The organism is Escherichia sp. HH091_1A (assembly GCF_030295175.1).
GTDB lineage: Bacteria > Pseudomonadota > Gammaproteobacteria > Enterobacterales > Enterobacteriaceae > Escherichia > Escherichia coli_F.
On record NZ_AP025747.1, the window covers coordinates 3,193,113 to 3,214,037 of the forward strand.

Consider the following 20,925-nt stretch of genomic DNA (forward strand, 5'->3'; position numbering starts at 1 on the left):
CTCTCAGATGGACAAATTATTAATTTTCATCTGCATCATTTCGCTCAGTGCCGGAGTAACATCGCTTTTCACGCCTGCTTCCCATGCACTACGCGCACCTTGCTTATCACCTTTGCTCAGCAATGCTTCGCCACGCAGGTCGGCAACAATGGCAGCCCACCCTTCACCTTTGATGGTATCGAGGGTTTTCAGCGCGGCATCAGCCTGCTTGAGCTGTACCTGAACGCGGGCAAGACGCAGATTTATCACGGCTTTGAGATTTTCATCGCTCGTGTCCGCCAATCCCTGTTGTAACTGGGTGGCAGCTTTCTCTAGTTCATTTTTGTCAACAAATTGCTGCGCAAGTTCCAAAGAAGCCAGCGCACCATAGGTATTTTTATTTTCAGCAGCAAATTTTTCCGCCGCCGGGATGCTATCCGGTTTGCCTTCGCTCACTGCGGTAACCGCATTTTGATAGGCAAGAGAAGCGGAGCGTGTAGAATCAACCTGATGGCTGTTCCAGTAGCGCCAGCCAATCAATGCGCCAACGCCCAAAATCACCCCAACAGCCAGTGCTTTGCCATTTTCAGCAAAAAAGCGTTTAACCGCTTCAACCTGGTCGTTTTCGTTCTCGTAAATTTCCACGCTGTCCTTCTCCTTCCTTAACCCAGTAACGTGCGCAAATGCGCGGCTACGCTATCCTGCGCAACTGCCGTTTGCTCACCAGAGCGCAAATCCTTCACTACTGCTGTGCCGTTAGCCACTTCAGACTCACCCAGCACCACAGCAACGCGGGCGCCCCATTTATCAGCACGGGCAAACTGCTTCTTAAAGTTGCCGCCGCCGTGGTTGGTCATCAGTTTCACGCCCGGTAATTCATCACGCAGACGCTCTGCTAATGCCATAGCCGCAGATTGTGTGTCAGCACCTGAAGCCACCAGATATATATCGACAACAGGATCGGCTTTAAATTCCGGATTAACGGCCTGAACTAACAATACAAGACGTTCGAGACCCATCGCGAAACCGACTGCCGGTGTTGCACGACCACCCAGTTGTTCCACCAGACCGTCATAACGACCGCCTGCGCACACGGTGCCCTGGGAACCGAGGCTGTTAGTCACCCACTCAAAAACAGTACGGTTATAGTAGTCCAGACCACGCACCAGACGCTGGTTTACGGTGTAAGCGATACCCGCGCTCTCCAGCAGTTTGCACAGACCAGCAAAGTGCTCACGAGATTCCTCGTCAAGATAGTCACCTAATGCTGGGGCGTCGTTGAGAAGGGCCTGCACTTCCGGATTTTTGGAATCCAGCACGCGCAGCGGGTTAGTGTACATGCGGCGTTTGCAGTCTTCGTCCAGCTTTTCTTTATGCTGCTCAAGGAATGCAACCAGCGCATCGCGATAATTGGCGCGAGCTTCCAGCGAACCGATAGAGTTCAGCTCAAGAGTTACGTGTTCAGAGATACCCAGCGCACGCCACCAGCGGGCGGTGAGCATAATCAGTTCAGCGTCGATATCAGGACCTTGTAGACCGAAAACTTCGCAACCCAACTGGTGGAACTGACGATAACGCCCTTTCTGCGGACGCTCGTGACGGAACATCGGCCCGATATACCATAGACGCTGTTCCTGATTGTACAGAAGACCATGCTCGATGCCGGCGCGTACACAGCCCGCCGTCCCTTCAGGGCGCAGAGTCAGGCTGTCGCCATTGCGATCCTCAAAGGTGTACATCTCTTTTTCAACCACGTCGGTGACTTCACCAATCGCACGTTTGAATAGCGGGGTCTGCTCTACAATCGGCAAGCGGATTTCACTGTAACCGTAGCTGCCGAGCACGTTTTTCAGTGTGCCTTCAATGCGCTGCCAGATGGCCGTTTCGCCAGGCAGGTAATCGTTCATGCCGCGAATGGCTTGAATGTTTTTTGCCACGTTTATTCTCTTTCTGAATATAAAAATGAACCCTCAACGCGCCCCTCAATATTTCGGGAGCCATGCGGGTTCAATCATACACGGGAAGCGAGGCGCTTCCCATCACGTTATTATTTTTCAACCTGCTGAACGTCAATTCGACGCGCTTCATCCAGTTGGCTGGCTTTCGCACGAATGCGCGCTTCCAGCTGGTCGATCATATCGTTGTTGTCCAGACGGTCTTTGCGCACGCCATCTTCATAGAGGCCGCTTTTCTTGTTGCCGCCGGTGACGCCGAGTGTAGAAACCAGCGCCTCACCTGGTCCATTCACCACGCAGCCGATAATCGAAACGTCCATCGGAGTGATGATATCTTCCAGGCGTTGCTCCAGGGCGTTAACCGTACCGATAACGTCAAACTCCTGACGCGAACAGGTCGGGCAGGCGATGAAGTTGATCCCGCGCGAACGGATACGCAGCGATTTCAAAATATCGAAACCGACTTTGATCTCTTCGACCGGATCGGCCGCCAGCGATACGCGCAGCGTGTCGCCGATGCCTTCAGACAGCAGCAGGCCTAAACCAATGGCAGATTTTACTGCCCCACTACGTGCGCCGCCCGCTTCGGTGATCCCAAGATGCAGCGGTTGATCGATCTGTTTTGCCAGCAGACGATAAGACTCAACAGCGAGGAAGACATCAGACGCTTTGACGCTGACTTTGAACTGATCGAAGTTCAGACGATCAAGATGATCAACATGGCGCATGGCAGATTCCAGCAATGCTTGCGGCGTCGGTTCGCCATACTTTTCTTGCAGATCTTTTTCCAGCGATCCAGCGTTAACGCCAATACGGATCGGAATGTTTTTATCGCGCGCGCAGTCAACCACCATGCGAATACGCTCTTCATTACCGATATTGCCAGGGTTAATACGCAAACAATCGACCCCGTATTCCGCTACTTTCAGCGCAATGCGATAGTCAAAGTGGATATCAGCCACCAGCGGTACGTTAACCTGCTGTTTGATGAGTTTGAACGCTTCTGCCGCGTCCATCGTCGGTACGGAGACACGGACGATATCAGCGCCAACACGTTCCAGCGCCTTAATTTGATTGACCGTTGCTTCGACGTCTGTCGTGCGCGTATTGGTCATGGACTGTACGGCGATGGGGGCACCATCGCCAATCGGCACATTCCCAACGTAAATACGTGTTGATTTTCTACGTTGAATTGGAGCCTGGTTATGCATGAAAAATCTCCCGCGTTACCCGTCTGTTACTGCGCCGGTGATTGTTCGGCATTTAGGGTCAGACGCGCAACCTGGTTAGTTCTGATAAAACGACTCAGATCGACAGGTTTCCCTTGATACTGGATCTGTACTGCGGCTGGCGCACCAATTTTCAGTTTGTACGGAGCCTGGCCGATTAAGTTCAAATTACCGTCTTTACGCTGCATACCGCTAAACAGTTTTTTACCGGTAGCATCAGTGACTTCCAGCCAGCAATCGGCAGTAAAGTTCATCACCAGCGCATTCGGATCAGCCGCCGGCGTGGTCACGCCAGCCTGATCGGTTGGCAGCGGCGCAGCACCATCTGGCGTTGTTGTTGCCGTTGGTGCCGGGGTCGCAGCAGTATCAACATTTGCCTGTGAAGGTGAAACAACTGCATTCTGTTGCGAATCAACAGCTGGTGCTGGCGAAGTTATGGCAGGTGTTTGCGTGTTAGTTGCGGTAGTATCCACAGACGCTGGCGGCGTGGACGTGGTAGTCGGGTCTGTGGTTGTCGACGTATCTAACGGAACACTCTGCCCCTGTTGGTTATTACTGCTCAGTTCCGCAGAAGATTGATCGGCCATAGTAGTGATCTCTTCCTGCTGAGCTTTGTGGTCTTGCCACCACCAGGCACCGCTCAGGCCAATAACCACAAACAACACCAGCCAGGTGAAGGTCATCAGCCAGCCGTCACGTTTTTTGCGGCGTTTACCGAGGGAAAAACTCTGCATCGGCGCAACTTTTGCAGCTCGTAGTGGAGCCTGTTTTTCCAGCCCCGGTAGCAGTTCTTCTTCTGGAATATGTACCAGACGCGCATAAGAGCGGATATATCCGCGCAGGAATGTTGAAGCAAGATCGGCAGGTGCCTTATCTTCTTCAATGTCGCGTACCGTGGAAACCTTCAGGCAAAGTCGCTCAGCAACGGCCTGCTGACTAAGTCCTAGTTGTTCGCGAGCATTACGCAGGCGAGCGCCGGTAGTAAGTGCTTCATTTTGGTCGTGCGTGGCTTCAGTATTCATTCGCTGCAGGTACGTTTAAATGAGAATTGAGATGCCGGTGAACCATCATGCTCACCCACACCGCGAAACATCCGTTAAGTTAACCGTTATCATACAGTATAAGACCGTCTGTGTGCTCGTGACAAAGCCCACATTCACTAAGGCTAACTTACTGTTGCATCGTTACATACTGCCTTAAAGTCAGCAAAAACGCACCGTTAATATTGACCAGACAATTGCAACTTAATACTTCATTCATAAAAGATTACGCCACGGTACATAAAGTAACCGTGGCGTAATGGCTATCAGACCGCTTTAATGTCGATGGCCTCACCCTGCATTCGTTTACGCAGGGTACGTTTCGTACGGTCGATAACATCGCCCGCCAACTGACCACAGGCAGCATCGATATCATCACCACGAGTTTTACGCACAATAGTGGTAAAACCGTAGCTCATCAGCACTTTAGAGAAACGGTCGATACGACTGTTTGAGCTGCGTCCATACGGCGCGCCAGGGAACGGGTTCCACGGGATCAGGTTGATCTTACACGGCGTATCTTTCAGCAGCTCCGCCAGTTGGTGCGCGTGTTCAGTGCCGTCGTTAACGTGATCAAGCATCACGTATTCAATAGTGACTCGGCCCTGATTGGCGTTAGATTTCTCCAGATAGCGGCGCACCGCAGCAAGGAACGTTTCGATATTGTACTTTTTGTTGATCGGCACAATTTCGTCACGAATTTCGTCGTTCGGCGCGTGCAGGGAAATTGCCAGCGCTACGTCGATCATATCGCCCAGTTTATCCAGCGCCGGAACAACGCCTGATGTAGAGAGCGTAACGCGACGTTTAGACAGACCAAAACCGAAATCATCGAGCATGATTTCCATCGCCGGAACGACATTGTTCAGGTTGAGCAGCGGCTCGCCCATACCCATCATCACTACGTTAGTGATTGGGCGCTGACCGGTGACTTTTGCTGCGCCAACGATTTTCGCTGCACGCCACACCTGGCCGATAATTTCCGACACCCGCAGATTGCGGTTAAAGCCCTGCTGGGCGGTGGAACAGAATTTACACTCCAGCGCACACCCCACCTGCGAGGAAACGCAAAGCGTGGCACGGTCGTCTTCCGGGATATACACCGTTTCGACGCGCTGATCGCCAACGGCAATCGCCCATTTAATGGTGCCGTCAGATGAACGCTGTTCTTCAACCACTTCCGGTGCGCGGATTTCCGCCACCTCTTTTAGTTTGCCGCGCAACACTTTGTTGATGTCGGTCATCTCATCAAAGTTGTCGCAGCAATAGTGATACATCCACTTCATCACCTGATCGGCGCGGAAGGGTTTTTCACCTAAATCTTTAAAAAACTCCCGCATCTGCTGACGGTTGAGATCCAGCAGGTTGATTTTTCCATCTTTCGTGGTGACATTTTCAGGTGTGACTAATTGTTCAGACATATGCTATTCCGGCCTCGTTATTACACGTTATGGCCCCTGGAGGGTTGAAAAAAGAAACGCCCCGGTGAGCGGCTGCTCGTCCGGGGGCGCTGCATTGTACAAATTCTGGCGCATGGATGCCACGTTTGCACGCGGCATTTACGAAATTATTAACGCGTGCGCGAGCACACTTCACCTTCGCCGAAGAAATAAGCGATTTCGCGAGCGGCAGATTCGACGGAATCAGAACCGTGAGTACCGTTTTCGGTCAGGCTGTCAGCGTAATCAGCACGCAGAGTACCAGCCAGTGCGTTTGCCGGATTGGTCGCGCCCAGCAGATCGCGGTGACGCTGAACGGCGTTTTCACCTTCCAGCACGGAAACCACGATCGGGCCAGAGGTCATGAATTCAACCAGACCATCAAAGAACGGTTTTCCATCGTGTTCAGCATAAAAGCCACGAGCCTGTTCAACGGTCAGGTGCAGCATTTTGGTGCCGACAATTTTGAACCCTGCAGCTTCAAAGCGCGCAAAGATATTGCCAATGACGTTTTTTGCTACCGCGTTCGGTTTGATGATGGAAAAAGTACGTTCAATAGCCATTTTTACCTCTGTAAATTATTCTGTTGTTGTCTGTACCAGCGTACGAGATGGCGCGGATTATAATGAGCAACAAGGCCGTTGACTATTGATGAAGGTAACATTTTTTTAAAATAAAACGAGTTTAAGCAACAAATATGAGCAAAACAGACTACTGCATGACAAATCTCACTGTCGCCACCTGCCCCATTTCGTCCATTACCAGCAATTGATAATCGCCTTTCTCTGTCAAATGCAGAGTCACGTTACGCCCGCGTTCAGCTAACGGTTCACCATTAAGAAACCACCAGCGTTCGCCTGTTCCTCCGCTTAATTGTACTGGTAATGACGCATCAGTAGCTCCTGGCAGACGTTTGATAATTACGCCATCACGCACACCAATCAACTGTAAAGGTACCTGAGCATCACGACCATACGGCGGGCAATTTGTTGATGCCCCAGGTAAGCGCGCTACTCGTCGTTCAGCAGCAGGTAGCCAGGGTTCAAGTGGTAATGGCCAGACATTAATCATTTCTTGTCGAGCCTGAGGACAATCAGCAGCAACACGTTTACCTTGCTCATCAAGCCAGATGGGGAAACGAATCCCACTTATTCCTTCCTGCTCCGGTAAAAGTAATGTTGGTGGCTGGCTACCTTCGAGCAACCAGGTGGCAAGACGACGGCGGCAATTACTGTCACCTTCTGGCAATGATTGCCCACCCGGCCAGCAGATAACGCCACGGCTTACAGAATCAGGACGCGGGTCTTCCGGCAGATTCGCACTGCGCGACAGTAAGATATTATTGACCTGATTCAACAGCGGTACGGCGCTGGCAAAGCCAAACTGACCGACAACGGGCGTACCGTCCGGTCTGCCAGTCCAGATCCCAATTACGTAACGAGCGTTAACGCCAATAGCCCATGCATCGCGATAGCCATAACTGGTTCCTGTTTTCCACGCCAGTGGTACGACGCGTGGCAAAGCGCCATCCGGAAGCGGCTGCGCTTCATCTGCCATAATACGGCGGATAATCCACGCGGCCCCCGGCGACATTAACGATCGCTCAAGTAATGGGTCCCCCGGCTGTAAGCGCAACTTACCCGCCTTACCGTGGCGAGCAAATGCGGTATACGCTGCAGCCATATCCTCCAGTTTTGCACCTGCGCCGCCGAGAATGAGCGAAAGATTCGGCGCAGCGCCATTGGGCAGATATAACGGCAATCCAACATTGCGTAACTTTGCCGCAAACCGTTTCGGTCCATAGGCTTCCAGCACCTGCACAGCAGGTAAATTCAGCGAGCGCACCAGCGCCTCACTCATGCTGATCGGGCCATGAAAACCGCTGTCAAAGTTGCCTGGTCGATAATCACCAGTGCGCCGGGGAACGTCTTGCAACAGCGATGCAGGGTGGATCAAGCCTTCATCCAGCGCCAGACCATAAACAAACGGTTTGAGTACCGACCCCGGCGATCGGATCGCATTGACCATATCGACATGCCCAAAGCGGGAATCATCATTAAGATCAACCGATCCTACCCAGCCGCGCACACTCATATCAGTATGATCAACAACGATCATTGCCAACGAACTGCGCGGTGGCAATCGTCCTTTCCAGTTTTGCGCCAGTTCTTCCAGACGACGCTGTAAACCAGCATCCAGCGTAGTAACGATTTTGTCGCTTTTGCTTTTACCGAGCATCATGCGCGAAAACAGCGGTGCCAGTTGCGGCATTTGTCGGGGTGCCAACCAGATGGGCTCTTCACTAGATTCTTTTACCTGCTCACGGGACCACACACCTTGCGCAGCCATCCGATTGAGCACTTTATTACGTGCGGCCTCGGCACGTTCCGGCCAGCGATCCGGACGCAGTCGGCTGGGCGCTTGCGGTAACACCGCTAACATTGCCGCCTCGGAATAGCTTAAATTCGCAGGCGATTTTCCGAGATATGCCCAGCTTGCCGCACCGATCCCCTGCAACGTACCACCAAACGGAGCGCGATTAAGATACAAGGTCAGAATGTCACGTTTAGACAAGTGCCATTCCAGTTGAAACGCGCGCCAGAGCTGGCGAATTTTGCCGCCAAAAGTTTTGGGGTGAGGATCAAGCAGACGAGCAACCTGCATGGTGAGTGTGCTGCCGCCGGAAATAATCCGTCCCGAAGTGAGATCTTGCCATGCTGCGCGCGCCACCGAGAATGGATTTACCCCCGGATGCTTCCAGAACCAGCGATCTTCATAATTGATCAGTGCTTCAAGGTAACGCGGAGAGACATCTTCGATGGTTACCGGATAGCGCCAGATGCCCTCAGCATCGGCGAAACGCCAGAGTGGCGTACCATCCTGCGCCACGACTACGCGTGCGGGATTGACTTCATGCAATGGTAGAGGCCAGAGTTTATCTGCTCCCCACGCGGCAAAAAAAAGGAGAAAAGGCGCAGCTGCCAGCGCTATCCAGCAGCCGCGTTTGGTTAACAGGCGAGGCATTTACGGTCTGACAATCAACAGATCTTCAGCCGCGCCAGTCGCCCGCCAGTGGGGAACATACATCGATTCCACCATTGGTTGCGGAACATTGTATGTTCCCGGCGTTACCGCCCGCGCCAGATACACCAGCGTGACTGGTTGATATTCATCAACGGCAACCGCCGCCACAAAGCGATCGTCACGAAACTCAATATGCTTAATGTTCGCTTGTTGCATTTGACTGAGTAGGTTTTGCACTTCGCTACCACTTTGCTCCAGGCTGGCGCTGCCGTTAGCCAGGTTCTGGTTTTCCAGTTCCAGGCCAGCAGGCAGTAAATCAACGACCAAAGCATCCGGCACGCTGTTACTGGCTTTGACCTGCAACCAGACCAGTACCAGATCGCCGCTACGTAACGAATCCAGCGATTTGCTCTTACCGTCAGTGCCAAGAATATGGCGCTCGATTTGCAGCACATTGCTCGCCGGTAAAGGGGCGGATTGCGGATAACCGCTGGCATCCACACGCAGCCATAACGGCTGATCGCCACTGTTGGTCACCTGTAAGGTGGCAAGTTGATCGCTATTCAGATTGCTGGTTTGCGCTTTCTCACCTGTCAGCAGCTCAGCAGAGAAAGACGTTTGCGCCTGCCATTTGCCCGGTAAATCCTGAATCGTACGGGCAGCCAGGAACAACGCGTTACTTTCCTGAGTTGATAACCAGCGTTCACCGAACGCCTGCTGCGAAAGTGTGTTCAGCAGAGGGTACTGCTCATCGGGTAGCAATTTGTTCTCTTCCAGCAAGGAGAGCATCAATGCGTTGTCGCGCAGTGGACTACCGTAATCACCCAGCCATATCCGCTCATCACTATTGCGCGGCGTTTTCAGCGCCAGCACAATCGCTTCTTCACCACGCGTTGCATCGCCCATGGTTTTCAGCGCAACGCCAAGTTGCAGCAGCGGTAATCCAGACGCAGCATCGGCACGATGCTCCCAGATTTCACGCAGCGCACCCAGCGGTGCCTTTTGCTGACGGGCCAGCACCAGCGCAGCGTAAGACTGTACGGCGAATTTACTGGCTTTGAGATTATCCGCATACGGAATCGACATCATGCCCGGATCTTGTAAATAGCGCAGTAGACGCTCATTCCCCCGGTTAATGGCTTCTGTCGGCACGCTGTAACCCTGCTCACCTGCGCGGACCAGGAAATCCATCACGTAAGCCGTCAGCCAGTACTCTTCATCACCGTTTTTATCCCACAGCGCAAAGCCACCGTTATCACGTTGCATTTGCAGTAAACGAGAAATGCCGATATCGACTGCCGCACGGCGCTTCTCATCACTGTCGCCTTTGATTCCCAACGCCTGCAGTTGGGCTGCGTTGGTGTAAAGTGACGGGAACAGGCCGCTGGCGGTTTGCTCCAGACAACCGTACGGATACGCTTTTAACTCTTTGATATAACGTGCAATATTCAACGGTGGTTTGCCGCTCAACAACAATTGCCCTTCCAGCGTAACAGGCGAGAAGTTTTGCAATCCATCAGCTGGAATCGCCCATGTCTCACCAGGCTGCAACGCCGTACCGTAATTGACGGTTTGTGCCGGAAATGCCGGACGGACACCCATTTTCCACTGCTTATGCTGATCGGCAGCGGTTTCGCCCGGTAACGCTAACCCGCTAATAGTGGCCTGAATTTCACCATCACCATAACCCGGCAATGCTCGCACCGGGATAAACAGCGTGGTTCGCACGCCCGGCGCTAATTCAACGGCTGCGGGTGAATCGCTAACCAGTTCAAGCAAGCCACTGGCGGTCAGAGCAACGTTCAGTTTTTGCGGTTTATCGGTAAGATTAGTGATATCCAGCGTCAGACGTGAGGTGTCACCGCTGGCCATAAAGCGCGGCATATTCAGTTCTGCTATCACCGGTGCGGCAACAACCACTTTGCTTTCGTTGCTACCGAAATCATCTGCCGTCCATGCTTGTGCCATGACGCGCAATTCACCGTTAAAATCACCAATCGGCAATGTAACCGTGCCTTCGCCCTGTTCGTTGAGTGTTACCGGTAGCGCCTGTTGCGCAACAATATTGACGTGATTTACTGGCGGTTTACCACCGCGTTTCAGTTCATCACCATCGCCACCAAAACGCAGAGCTGCCAGACGCCCCTGACCTTCAATGACCTGACCGTAAATATCGTAAATATCTGCGCCATAGCGTTTCTGACCAAAGAATGCCTGCCACGGATCTGGCGTGACATAATCAGTAATATTCAACACACCGCTATCAACCGCAGACACCAGCACATTCACCTGTTTTGGCATCTCACCATTTTTATTGCTGGCTTTAATTTTCACGGTTAATGGCTGATTGGGGCGTATTTTCGCTGGAGTTTCCAGCGCCAGATCGAGACGACGGTTTTCATCGCCAAGCGGCAAATGCAACACGCCAACTGCGCGTTTTGGCGTCGCGGAGCGAGATTTATCGCCAGGACGTACCACCAGCGTACTTAAATAAAGATCATGACGATTCCAGGTTTTATCGACCGGAATCGTCAGATCCAGCCCTTGTGCCGGAACATCAATCTCCTGCCACCACAGCGGCCCTTCACTGGACTCGACCATCGCATAGCCTTTACCCGCCGTTGGCGCGGCAATGTGCAACTTAATGGTATCACCAGGGCGATAACTGGCTTTATCCAGTTTCAGCGTGACACGGTCTGGTCGCACAGCACCGCTACCGTCGCTATTGTCCTGCCAGCTATAGCCAGCCCAGAAACGCACACTACTGACCGCTTCATTCGGCGCTTTGACTTCCAGACGATAAGCGCCCCACTCTACCGGGAAACTGACTTTACCGGTTTCATCAGCCTGAAGATCCAGTGTTTGTTCATTTTCGATCAGATCTTTTTGATCAAACTGTGACTGCCAGCCTTCATCTTCTGACCAGTTCCAGTAGTAATCGCGGCGTTCGCGAATCAGGCGCACTTGTAAGCCAGACACAGCTTTTTTGACGCCCTGTGCATCGCTATAAACGATGTCAAAAGCGGCGTTACTGCCTTCATCAACAATGGGCTGTTTTACCGTACTGTCAGTGCGATAATCGTAAACCGATTTCGAGGCGAATTGCGGACGGATCCCCGGCAATGCATCGGCAGGCCAGATAGCCTGCTCAGCACGGCGCGTCACCGGGCGACCGCCAGATTCCAGCAAACTGCCCTGGAAAATAACCTGTAATGGGGAATGCGTTTCCTTCCACTGGCTTTCTGTAGAAACTTCGCCGCGCCCTTTATCATCCAGCGTCAACTGAACTTCATCCAGCGTGCGCGAAAGGTTTTCAGCAGCTATATCGCCGAATTCGAAACCAGGTAAGGCTGACACAGCTTCACGCAGTGGGCGCAGGAAAAGTTGCCCTTGCAAAGTATTACCATTAGCAGGCGCCCCGTACAGGTAGTAACCCACCACGGAGAATTTCACTTCATCTTTCGGCGTTAGCGGGGTTTTCTCACCGGTCAGATTCAGCGCCATGCGCTCTGGCATAAAATCTTCGACGTGGAAATCCCACATCCGATACTGGTTATCGCCCGTATTGGCTCGGATATGCCACATGCCGGTGGCCGCATTACTATCGAGTGGCCAGGTAAAGTGATAGAGGCCATTCTCCGGCTGACTAACGACGCTCCTGAGTACCTGCCCGTCGGGTTTAATTACGTCCAGCTTGATGGGTTGATCGGGCAACGCTTTACCGTCTGCATCACGCAATAAACCATTAAGGATGACTGTTTCACCCGGGCGATAAAGATCGCGCGGGCCAAACATGAAAAACTGTTTGTTATAGCCTGGCGCGCCAGCAATGTTAAATTCTGCTAAGTCCAGCGCCGGAAGTTTTAAATCGAGTAGCGTTGTCTGACCGTCTTTACGCGCCAACAGTAATGCCGCGTTTTTATCATTTTCCAGCTGCACATGCCCCTGAGCATCACTGGTTGCCTGAGTCAAAGTCTGCCCTTTCTCATTTAATAATGAGACTTCAACTCCTTGCTGGGCCGCGCCGTTTTCCAGGCTTTGGGTAAAGATATCCAGACGATTGTGATAACGGTGGGCCGATACGCCGATATCACTTAATGTAAACAGCGTCGCGGGATTACTGTAATCGTAACGTCCAGCCTGATTCATCACAGCCAGATACACACCCGCCTGCTGAAGCGGTTTGATATCACCCAGCGGCAGCAATAATTTTTCACGGGTGTTACGCGCAGGATTGAGATCAAAACGTCCGGTATAAACCAGATCCGCCATTTGCAGCAGTTTGTCTGACTGCCAGTTCGCCAGCGAATTTCGGTATTCCCATTGGCTAATAAATGCTGGCAGAGATTCTGGCTTAACACGGAAGAAGTTAACATCGACATTGTTAACATTGAGCGCCATTACCGGCAGCCCTTCAATGACTTTTCCAGGCAGCAGCGAACCACGGCTGGCAAAACCGACGCTGGGCTGGATATCGCGGGTAGTTATAGTTTTTTCGTAATCTTTACTGAAGGTTGCGTTGTTGAGTGCCTTGACCTCCTTGCCAATAGTAACGATCAAATCACGTTTCGGCTCGAGGTGGCGTAAACGCAGCTCTTTAAGATTATCTGACAGCTCCCAGGCCCCATCCACTTTGCCGCTTTTTTTATCAACCACGTGAATAACGCGCGAGAAATCCTGATCCGGGTCGAGAGGGATAGAGAAGGTCAGCACCAGCGTGGCTGCGCCATCGAGTTGGACTTCAGAGAGATCCAGCAATGTCAGCGCCTTACCGGCACTCTGTTGTGCCAGTTTTTGTCTCTCCGGTGCAGAGAGTTTTGCTGAACTCGCGTTTTTTGAAGATGCCGCTTTAGTAACTTCAGAAGGTGCATCTTTTTTCACCGCTGTTGGCGCGTTATCGTTGTTGTCGCACCCTGCCAGCGCCAGCATTAGCATGCAGGCGGCTACGCGTAACTTTTTCATTTTTCATCCCTGCCACAATGGCCCGTTAGCAACGTCGAATAATTATTATGCGTGAGAATTTACGTTATGTAATTCAGTATCGTGCCCATGGAATCCGAATTTTAGTGAGAATTGTGGCTCAGACAGCCAAATTAGCCTCTTTTGCTTGTCGCTTTTCACTAAACATCCGACAATTTAGCCTAACCCGGCAAAAATGGAGATGCCTATGTCCACGACATGGTTTGTAGGAGCCGACTGGCTCGCCGAACATATTGATGACCCGGAAATTCAGATTATCGATGCCCGCATGGCACCGCCTGGACAGGAAGATCGTAACGTTGCCCAGGAGTATCTGAATGGACATATTCCCGGCGCAGTGTTTTTCGATATCGAAGCGCTTTCTGATCACAATTCCCCGCTTCCGCACATGCTGCCGCGCCCGGAAACGTTCGCCGTTGCAATGCGTGAGTTAGGCGTTAACCAGGATAAGCACCTGATTGTCTATGACGAAGGTAATCTTTTCTCAGCCCCACGCGCATGGTGGATGCTGCGCACCTTTGGTGTAGAGAAAGTGTCGATTCTGGGTGGTGGACTTGCAGGTTGGCAGCGTGATGATCTGTTATTAGAAGAAGGTGCAGTAGCGCTGCGAGAAGGTGAGTTTAACGCTGCGTTTAATCCTGAGGCTGTGGTGAAAGTAACCGATGTGTTATTGGCAAGCCATGAAAATACGGCGCAAATTATTGATGCCCGCCCGGCTGCACGTTTTAATGCAGAAGTTGATGAACCTCGCCCAGGTTTACGTCGCGGGCACATTCCCGGCGCGTTGAACGTTCCGTGGACAGAACTGGTACGTGAAGGCGAACTAAAAACGACCGATGAACTGGATGCGATATTTTTTGGTCGCGGTGTCAGCTACGACAAACCAATTATCGTCAGTTGCGGTTCTGGTGTAACGGCAGCCGTGGTTTTGTTAGCACTCGCGACGCTGGATGTGCCAAACGTGAAACTGTACGACGGCGCATGGAGTGAATGGGGCGCACGGGCCGATTTACCGGTTGAGCCAGAGAAATAAGCTTTTTACAGGCAATAAAAAACCGCCGAATTTGGCGGTTTTTTATTGCTGGTCTGGTTCGCGGCCTTTCCAGCAGGTTGACTTGTGTTGCCGGAGCAACGCAGGCACCCCACAGTGTTGAAATACTCTCTTTTATGCCTGGCTAAGTCAAGATAATAAATAGAGTAATTATTCAAATATGAGGGTATTATTCGTGACGGCCCTTTTCGCCGTCTCGCAAACGGGCGCTGGCTTTAGGAAAGGATGTTCCATGACCGTAAATGCAGGCACCCCACAGCGCTTGCTATCGCGGCAATATCGCCAGTGGTGCTGTCGTGATGCGGTCTTCGCATGGACCGCACAATGAAGATACGGTACTTCTGTATCGTACTTATTGTTTCTGGTGCGCTGTTAACCGAGGTAAATAATAACCGGAGTCCCTCCGGCAACAATTTACTGATGGTTAACAACCTTCAGAACAGCAAGTAAGCCCGAATGCCGCCCTTTGGGGCGGCATATTTTAAATTATTCGATTCTGTTTAAAATCACGCAGGAATCCCCCCCAGCGACGTTCATAGAATGGCGCAATATGTTCGGTAATAAAGTGGCTAATTCCTTTTTCCCCTTTTTTCACCTGACAAATATCGATGGGTTCATCGCCAGGTAATGTATCGGTCGCTACACTTCCCGCCGCCTGAATAATTTCTTCGATATCACCATCGGCTTCAATGCCAATAAGTAAATTAGGCTGTGCCTCTTCGTTCTCTTTAATTGAACAAATAAAAGCACGCTTCACCGGCTTAATGGTTTTAAATAAGGTGGTAAGTGAATCAATCATTTGCGCTGGCGGCTCTGCAACCTCCGATAATATCAGCGATTCACCGCCTTCCAGTACTTCCTGACTGCTCAGCGGATTCCCTTCTTCACCAATCAGCAAACTGATTTCACGCGGCATAAATTCTTTACCGGTTGGCAGTTTGGCATTAAGGAAGAGCGTTTCGCCAAGGGTCATCTCAAACAATGTGCGAACGGGCATTACGACAAATGCCTGTTCGTCTTCAACCGCCTGTTGAAGTGCTTCTAACGAGGTGAAAAAAGGAATGACGCTGGTGCCGTCTTCTTTTTCCCAGTGCTGTAAATCAAGCGCGCTATCTTCAACCACAGCCTCGCCCTGCGCCGCCGTACCAGGCACCCAGACGGTGGATCCCAGTAGAGTACGGAAAAAGGCCGGACGGTGCGCCGGTTCAGTTGCTGCTTTTTCCAGCAGGTCTTCAAGTTCGTTTTTTGTTTCGGACATAAGAACCACAATTCATTCAACGTTCGGGGCACAAGTGCCTGATGCGCTACGCTTATCAGGCCTACAAGGGAATCGCAATTTTTTGAATTCACAATACTTTGTAGGCCGGATAAGGCGTTTACGCCGCATCCGGCATATTAGTTTACGCCGTTAACAGATTAGCAATCGTGCGCACACCCAGCCCGGTCGCACCCGCAGACCACTGTTCAACTGGTGCTTTACGGTAAGTCGCCGAACAGTCGATATGCAGCCAACCTTGTTTATAGTTCTCAACAAAGTGCGACAGGAAGCCCGCCGCCGTACTTGCACCCGCCGGATACGCCGCACTTCCGGTATTGTTCAGTTCCGCAAAGTTAGATGGCAGCTGGCTACGGTGGAACTCCGCCAGCGGCAGACGCCAGAACGGTTCGTTCTCCTGGGCGGCACTCTCCAGTAGGCGACCGGCCAGCGCATCGTCAAAACTGAACAGCGCGTGATAATCATTACCCAGCGCGGTTTTCGCCGCACCGGTGAGTGTCGCGGCATCGATAATCAGTTCCGGTTTCTGCGCACTGGCGTCAATCAGTCCATCTGCCAGAACCAGACGCCCTTCCGCATCGGTGTTCATGACTTCGACTTTTTTACCGTTGCGATAGGTAATGATATCCCCCAGTTTGAACGCGTTGCCGCTAATCAGGTTATCCGCACAGCAGAGGAACAGCTTCACGCGCTTGTTCAGACCGCGCGTAATGGCAAATGCCAGCGCCCCGGTAACCGTTGCCGCACCGCCCATGTCAGACTTCATTGAGTCCATAAACGCGGTCTGTTTGATGCTGTAGCCGCCGGAATCAAAGGTGATGCCTTTACCTACCAGGCACGCGTACACCGGCGCTTCTTTATCGCCAGTTGGGTTATAATCCAGCGCCAGCAATACCGGGGAACGTTCTGAACCACGCCCGACAGTGTGCAGCCCCATATAACCTTGATCACGAAGATCTTCACCTTTGGTGATCCGGTAAGTCACACGATCGCCTGCGACGTTGCTGATCAGATCAACAGCACGCTGTGCCAGTTGCGATGGCCCCAGTTCTTCTGCCGGTGCGTTGATGGTGTCACGCACCCAGTCGATGATCATCAGGCGGTTATCCAATTCCTGACGCTGGGCATCGTTCAGATCCGGCCACTCCACTTTACGCGTGCCTTTCGGGGCTTTGTAACCTTGCCAGAATGCCCAGCAACGATCCGCATCCCAGCCATCACCGCTTAGCTGAACATGCTTGATGCCCAGACCGTCAATCTTGCGCGCCGCACGCTGGATCAGCCCCAGATCGTCTGCCCCGTTCAAATGCAGGGTAATACCATCATTATTAATGCTGTAAGTCGCTTTTTCTCCCCAGCGCGCGTCGGCAGGTTGGGTCGAGAGGGTAATCTTCATCGCTTCTGTCATTTTAGTTATCCTTATTTGTAAAAGGGCCGCCAGTTGGCAGCCCCAGGATTTTTCCGCTAAATGATTCGCGTTGCAGGAAGGCGGCAAGTGAGTGAAGCCCCAGGAGCATAGATAACTATGTGACTGGGGTGAACGAGCGCAGCCAACGCATCTGCGGCGTGAAGCATGACGCGGAAATCACTCGGCTTCGTCCAGCCAGACTAATAAAATCGCTTCGAGGATTTTCTCGTTGGACGCCTGCGGGTCGTCGTCGAAATCTTCCAGATCGCAAATCCACTGATGCATATCGGTGAATCGAACCGTTTTCGGATCAAGATCGGGATATGCATCGTACAGTGCTTCGCCAATTTCGCGGCTATCGGTCCACTTAAGTCCCATACTAACCTCTGTTAATGCTCACGCGCATGGTTGATAGTGTAACGCGGGATTTCGACCACTAAATCTTCGTCGGTAACGCGCGCCTGGCAGCTTAAACGGCTTTCCGGCTCCAGCCCCCAGGCTTTGTCCAGCATGTCGTCTTCCTGCTCTGAGCTTTCCGGCAGCGAATCAAAACCTTCACGAACGATGCAGTGGCAGGTGGTGCAAGCACAGGATTTTTCACAGGCGTGTTCAATCTCGATGCCGTTACGCAGCGCAACGTCGAGAATGGTTTCACCGCTATTCGCTTCCAGAACAGCGCCATCAGGACAGAGATCCTGATGAGGCAAAATAACAATCTTTGGCATATTAAACCTCGTCCACGGAATGGCCCTTCAGCGCACGACGAACCGACTGGTCCATGCGGCGAGCGGCGAAATCCTGGGTTTGTTTGTCTACGTTTTTAATCGCTTGTTCGATGGCGTCAACATCATCGCCCTGCGCCACTTCACTCAGGTGAGCGGCAGCATCGTCAATGACCTGACGTTCTGCGGCGCTTAACAGCGCGGCATCAGCAGCCAGCGCGCCGTGCAAACTTTCCAGCACACGCGCCGCTTCTACTTTTTGTTCAGCCAGCATACGGGCTTTTACGTCCTGCTCGGCATAGCTCATTGAGTCTTTGATCATCGAGGCGATTTCACTGTCGGTCAGACCATAAGACGGTTTAACCTGAATAGACGCCTCAACGCCGGTGGATTTCTCCATCGCCGTCACGCTCAAAAGACCATCAGCATCGACCTGAAACGTTACGCGAATATGCGCGCCGCCAGCCGGTAGCGCCGGAATACCACGCAGCGCAAAACGTGCCAGCGAGCGGCAGTCCTGCACCAGCTCACGCTCACCCTGCATTACATGGATAGACATCGCCGTCTGACCATCTTTAAAGGTGGTGAAATCCTGGGCGCGCGCCACCGGAATTGTGGTGTTACGCGGGATCACTTTCTCCACCAGGCCGCCCATAGTTTCCAGGCCCAGCGACAGCGGGATCACATCAAGCAACAGCATTTCGCTGTCCGGCTTGTTACCCACCAGAATATCCGCCTGAATCGCCGCGCCAATAGCGACGACTTTATCCGGGTCGATGGAAGTCAGCGGTGGACGACCGAAAAATTCACCCACCCGTTCACGCACCAGCGGCACGCGGGTAGAACCACCAACCATAACCACTTCCAGCACTTCATCAGCTTCTACGCCCGCGTCTTTCAGCGCACGACGACAAGCCAGTAAGGTTCGTTTTACCAATGGCGCGATCAGTTCGTTGAATTGTTCACGGCTGATTTCACCCTGCCAGCCCGCAACATTCACGGTCACAGAGTCCGCATCGCTCAGCGCGATTTTGGCCGCAATGGCGGCATCCAGCAGTTCACGCTGAACGCGGTTATCGCTACGGTCAGGAATGCCCGCCTGTTCGCGAATGTAATCTGCTAACAGATGGTCAAAGTCATCACCGCCGAGCGCGGAATCACCGCCGGTCGCCAGCACTTCGAACACGCCGCGACTTAAGCGCAGAATGGAAATATCAAACGTCCCGCCACCGAGGTCATAAACAGCGATCACGCCTTCCTGACCGGAGTCCAGTCCGTAGGCGATAGCCGCAGCGGTCGGTTCGTTAAGCAAGCGCAGAACATGTAGCCCCGCCAGACGCGCCGCGTCTTTGGTGCCCTGACGCTGGGCATCGTCAAAGTACGCCGGAACGGTGATAACGACACCATCCAAGTCGCCTGCCAGGGCTTCAGTTGCCCGCGCCGCCAGTGCTTTGAGGATGTCCGCAGAAACGCGCACCGGATTCAGCAATCCCGCTGCTGTTTCAATCATCGGCAAGCCGTTTTCGCTGGCCTGGAATTGATAAGGCAAATGCGGGTAGCGTTGCTGGATATCAGCCAGCGAGCGCCCCATCAGGCGTTTAACAGAACTAATGGTGTTGGCGGTGTCAAGCGCTGCGTTAGTGCGCGCGTCATAACCCACCGAATGCCCCTGCTGTTGATAGTGAACAACAGAGGGCAGCAGGTGACGGCCTTCATGGTCGGCTAACGTTTCGGCCTGACCGCTGCGTACTGTCGCCACCAGCGAGTTGGTTGTGCCCAGGTCAATACCGGCCGCCAGACGACGCTGATGCGGCGCAGCACTCAAACCAGGTTCACTAATTTGTAATAAGGCCATGTTTAGCTTCCAGAAATTAAAAATCGAGCAGTTTTTCTTCGAGTTGTTCGGCACTGCTTCGCAGTTTATCGAGAAAACGCAGCTTACGCACGGTATCCGCCGCTGCGTCCCACGTCTCGTTGTCTAACTGTTCAACCATCAACTGATGGCGGGTATCAAACATCTTTTTCACACGTTTGATAAAACTTTCCAGCCGTGCTTCATCTTTCGCCTGTTCGATCTCGTCCAGTTCTTCGCGCAGCTCCAGCTGTTCCATCAGGAACGCGGTGTCGCGCACAGTATGCTGCTCGCTGGCGAGATCAAAACCGTGCAAAGAAAGTAAATATTCCGCGCGCATTAACGGATGACGCAGCGTTTGCCAGGCCTGGTTAATGGTTGCAGATTGCTGTACGGCGGCGAGTTGTTCCGCCTGGCTTCCGCTGGCGAATTTATCAGGATGATACTGACGTTGTAGATCCTGAAAACGCAGGCTCAGTGCCTGGGTATCGAGTTGATAACGGGCAGGCAAGCCAAAGAGGGTGAAGTAATCCATAACATTCTCAGGGCTGCGATCCGCCGCAATAACGACGAATCAGGTAAAACAAACCCCACGCGCAGCTGACCACGGTGGGGTTATCGGTATGCGCATCAAACGTGGAAGCTTTCGCCGCAACCACACTCATCTTTGACGTTCGGGTTGGTAAATTTAAACCCTTCGTTCAGGCCTTCTTTTACGAAATCCAGTTGCGTACCGTCCAGAAATTGCAGGCTTTTGCCATCGACCACGACTTTCACGCCTTTGTCTTCAAACACGATGTCTTCCGGCGTCGGTTCGTCAACAAATTCCAGTACATAAGCCATACCTGAACATCCGGAGGTTCTCACACCCAGACGCAGGCCAAACCCTTTGCCGCGGTTAGCCAGAAAGGTATTTACTCGCGCTGCTGCACTGTCGCTCAGTGTAATCGACATAACCAAACCTCAACTC

General features: G+C 52.5%; 17 protein-coding genes. 2 read left to right on the plus strand and 15 right to left on the minus strand.

Annotation, left to right across the window (positions count from 1 at the left end):
* Nucleotides 1-3 precede the first annotated feature (3 nt).
* The 8 genes from yfgM to yfhM form a co-directional block, all read right to left on the minus strand.
* Nucleotides 4-624, minus strand: coding sequence for an ancillary SecYEG translocon subunit YfgM (gene yfgM / locus QUF14_RS16070; RefSeq protein WP_000409211.1), 621 nt, complete (start codon nt 622-624; stop codon nt 4-6).
* Nucleotides 625-641: 17 nt separating this feature from the next.
* Entirely contained in the window at nt 642-1,916 is a 1,275-nt protein-coding gene (gene hisS, locus QUF14_RS16075) for a histidine--tRNA ligase (protein WP_001107167.1), read from the minus strand.
* 110 nt (nt 1,917-2,026) lie between these two features.
* The gene (gene ispG / locus QUF14_RS16080; RefSeq protein WP_000551807.1) at nt 2,027-3,145 is read right to left on the minus strand and encodes a flavodoxin-dependent (E)-4-hydroxy-3-methylbut-2-enyl-diphosphate synthase; all 1,119 of its coding nucleotides are present in this window, start codon (nt 3,143-3,145) and stop codon (nt 2,027-2,029) included.
* A gap of 26 nt (nt 3,146-3,171) precedes the next feature.
* Nucleotides 3,172-4,185: a cytoskeleton protein RodZ gene (rodZ, locus tag QUF14_RS16085; RefSeq protein WP_001090841.1), complete on the minus strand. Its 1,014-nt coding sequence runs from the start codon at nt 4,183-4,185 to the stop codon at nt 3,172-3,174.
* 284 nt (nt 4,186-4,469) lie between these two features.
* Entirely contained in the window at nt 4,470-5,624 is a 1,155-nt protein-coding gene (locus QUF14_RS16090; RefSeq protein ID WP_000003317.1) for a bifunctional tRNA (adenosine(37)-C2)-methyltransferase TrmG/ribosomal RNA large subunit methyltransferase RlmN, read from the minus strand.
* Between the two features lie 149 nt (nt 5,625-5,773).
* Nucleotides 5,774-6,205, minus strand: a complete 432-nt coding sequence (gene ndk, locus QUF14_RS16095) for a nucleoside-diphosphate kinase (protein ID WP_000963838.1) — start codon at nt 6,203-6,205, stop codon at nt 5,774-5,776.
* Nucleotides 6,206-6,353: 148 nt separating this feature from the next.
* On the minus strand, nt 6,354-8,666 hold the full coding sequence (gene pbpC / locus QUF14_RS16100) for a peptidoglycan glycosyltransferase PbpC (protein ID WP_001137629.1): 2,313 nt from the start codon (nt 8,664-8,666) through the stop codon (nt 6,354-6,356).
* Nucleotides 8,667-13,628, minus strand: a complete 4,962-nt coding sequence (yfhM, locus tag QUF14_RS16105; protein WP_000736367.1) for an alpha2-macroglobulin — start codon at nt 13,626-13,628, stop codon at nt 8,667-8,669.
* A gap of 205 nt (nt 13,629-13,833) precedes the next feature.
* On the opposite strand from yfhM, the gene sseA reads away from it, so the two are divergent.
* Together sseA and timP are read left to right on the plus strand one after the other, a co-directional pair.
* Nucleotides 13,834-14,679: a 3-mercaptopyruvate sulfurtransferase gene (gene sseA / locus QUF14_RS16110; RefSeq protein WP_000108599.1), complete on the plus strand. Its 846-nt coding sequence runs from the start codon at nt 13,834-13,836 to the stop codon at nt 14,677-14,679.
* A 342-nt stretch (nt 14,680-15,021) separates the two neighbouring features.
* The gene (gene timP / locus QUF14_RS16115) at nt 15,022-15,147 is read left to right on the plus strand and encodes a small toxic inner membrane protein TimP (RefSeq protein ID WP_244591678.1); all 126 of its coding nucleotides are present in this window, start codon (nt 15,022-15,024) and stop codon (nt 15,145-15,147) included.
* A 31-nt stretch (nt 15,148-15,178) separates the two neighbouring features.
* Here timP and sseB read toward each other — a convergent pair whose 3' ends face one another.
* From sseB to iscA, 7 genes are all read right to left on the minus strand, one after another.
* Nucleotides 15,179-15,955 (minus strand): enhanced serine sensitivity protein SseB, encoded by a 777-nt coding sequence (gene sseB, locus QUF14_RS16120; RefSeq protein ID WP_001354817.1) that lies wholly within the window; start codon nt 15,953-15,955, stop codon nt 15,179-15,181.
* A gap of 142 nt (nt 15,956-16,097) precedes the next feature.
* Entirely contained in the window at nt 16,098-17,381 is a 1,284-nt protein-coding gene (gene pepB, locus QUF14_RS16130) for an aminopeptidase PepB (RefSeq protein WP_000133558.1), read from the minus strand.
* Nucleotides 17,382-17,558: 177 nt separating this feature from the next.
* Nucleotides 17,559-17,759: a Fe-S cluster assembly protein IscX gene (gene iscX, locus QUF14_RS16135; protein ID WP_000523616.1), complete on the minus strand. Its 201-nt coding sequence runs from the start codon at nt 17,757-17,759 to the stop codon at nt 17,559-17,561.
* An 11-nt stretch (nt 17,760-17,770) separates the two neighbouring features.
* Nucleotides 17,771-18,106, minus strand: a complete 336-nt coding sequence (fdx, locus tag QUF14_RS16140; protein ID WP_001124471.1) for an ISC system 2Fe-2S type ferredoxin — start codon at nt 18,104-18,106, stop codon at nt 17,771-17,773.
* A 1-nt stretch (nt 18,107) separates the two neighbouring features.
* Nucleotides 18,108-19,958, minus strand: a complete 1,851-nt coding sequence (gene hscA / locus QUF14_RS16145) for a Fe-S protein assembly chaperone HscA (RefSeq protein ID WP_001196587.1) — start codon at nt 19,956-19,958, stop codon at nt 18,108-18,110.
* Between the two features lie 16 nt (nt 19,959-19,974).
* Nucleotides 19,975-20,490, minus strand: a complete 516-nt coding sequence (gene hscB, locus QUF14_RS16150; RefSeq protein WP_000384413.1) for a co-chaperone HscB — start codon at nt 20,488-20,490, stop codon at nt 19,975-19,977.
* 95 nt (nt 20,491-20,585) lie between these two features.
* Nucleotides 20,586-20,909: an iron-sulfur cluster assembly protein IscA gene (gene iscA / locus QUF14_RS16155; protein ID WP_000028953.1), complete on the minus strand. Its 324-nt coding sequence runs from the start codon at nt 20,907-20,909 to the stop codon at nt 20,586-20,588.
* Between the last annotated feature and the right edge of the window lie 16 nt (nt 20,910-20,925).

Excerpts from the sequence above, each read along its gene's own strand:
- ispG (WP_000551807.1), bottom strand. The coding sequence starts at position 3,145 with ATGCATAACCAGGCTCCAATTCAACGTAGAAAATCAACACGTATTTAC.
- rodZ (WP_001090841.1), bottom strand. The coding sequence starts at position 4,185 with ATGAATACTGAAGCCACGCACGACCAAAATGAAGCACTTACTACCGGC.
- QUF14_RS16090 (WP_000003317.1), bottom strand. The coding sequence starts at position 5,624 with ATGTCTGAACAATTAGTCACACCTGAAAATGTCACCACGAAAGATGGA.
- ndk (WP_000963838.1), bottom strand. The coding sequence starts at position 6,205 with ATGGCTATTGAACGTACTTTTTCCATCATCAAACCGAACGCGGTAGCA.
- pbpC (WP_001137629.1), bottom strand. The coding sequence starts at position 8,666 with ATGCCTCGCCTGTTAACCAAACGCGGCTGCTGGATAGCGCTGGCAGCT.
- yfhM (WP_000736367.1), bottom strand. The coding sequence starts at position 13,628 with ATGAAAAAGTTACGCGTAGCCGCCTGCATGCTAATGCTGGCGCTGGCA.
- sseA (WP_000108599.1), top strand. The coding sequence starts at position 13,834 with ATGTCCACGACATGGTTTGTAGGAGCCGACTGGCTCGCCGAACATATT.
- timP (WP_244591678.1), top strand. The coding sequence starts at position 15,022 with ATGAAGATACGGTACTTCTGTATCGTACTTATTGTTTCTGGTGCGCTG.
- sseB (WP_001354817.1), bottom strand. The coding sequence starts at position 15,955 with ATGTCCGAAACAAAAAACGAACTTGAAGACCTGCTGGAAAAAGCAGCA.
- pepB (WP_000133558.1), bottom strand. The coding sequence starts at position 17,381 with ATGACAGAAGCGATGAAGATTACCCTCTCGACCCAACCTGCCGACGCG.
- iscX (WP_000523616.1), bottom strand. The coding sequence starts at position 17,759 with ATGGGACTTAAGTGGACCGATAGCCGCGAAATTGGCGAAGCACTGTAC.
- fdx (WP_001124471.1), bottom strand. The coding sequence starts at position 18,106 with ATGCCAAAGATTGTTATTTTGCCTCATCAGGATCTCTGTCCTGATGGC.
- hscA (WP_001196587.1), bottom strand. The coding sequence starts at position 19,958 with ATGGCCTTATTACAAATTAGTGAACCTGGTTTGAGTGCTGCGCCGCAT.
- hscB (WP_000384413.1), bottom strand. The coding sequence starts at position 20,490 with ATGGATTACTTCACCCTCTTTGGCTTGCCTGCCCGTTATCAACTCGAT.
- iscA (WP_000028953.1), bottom strand. The coding sequence starts at position 20,909 with ATGTCGATTACACTGAGCGACAGTGCAGCAGCGCGAGTAAATACCTTT.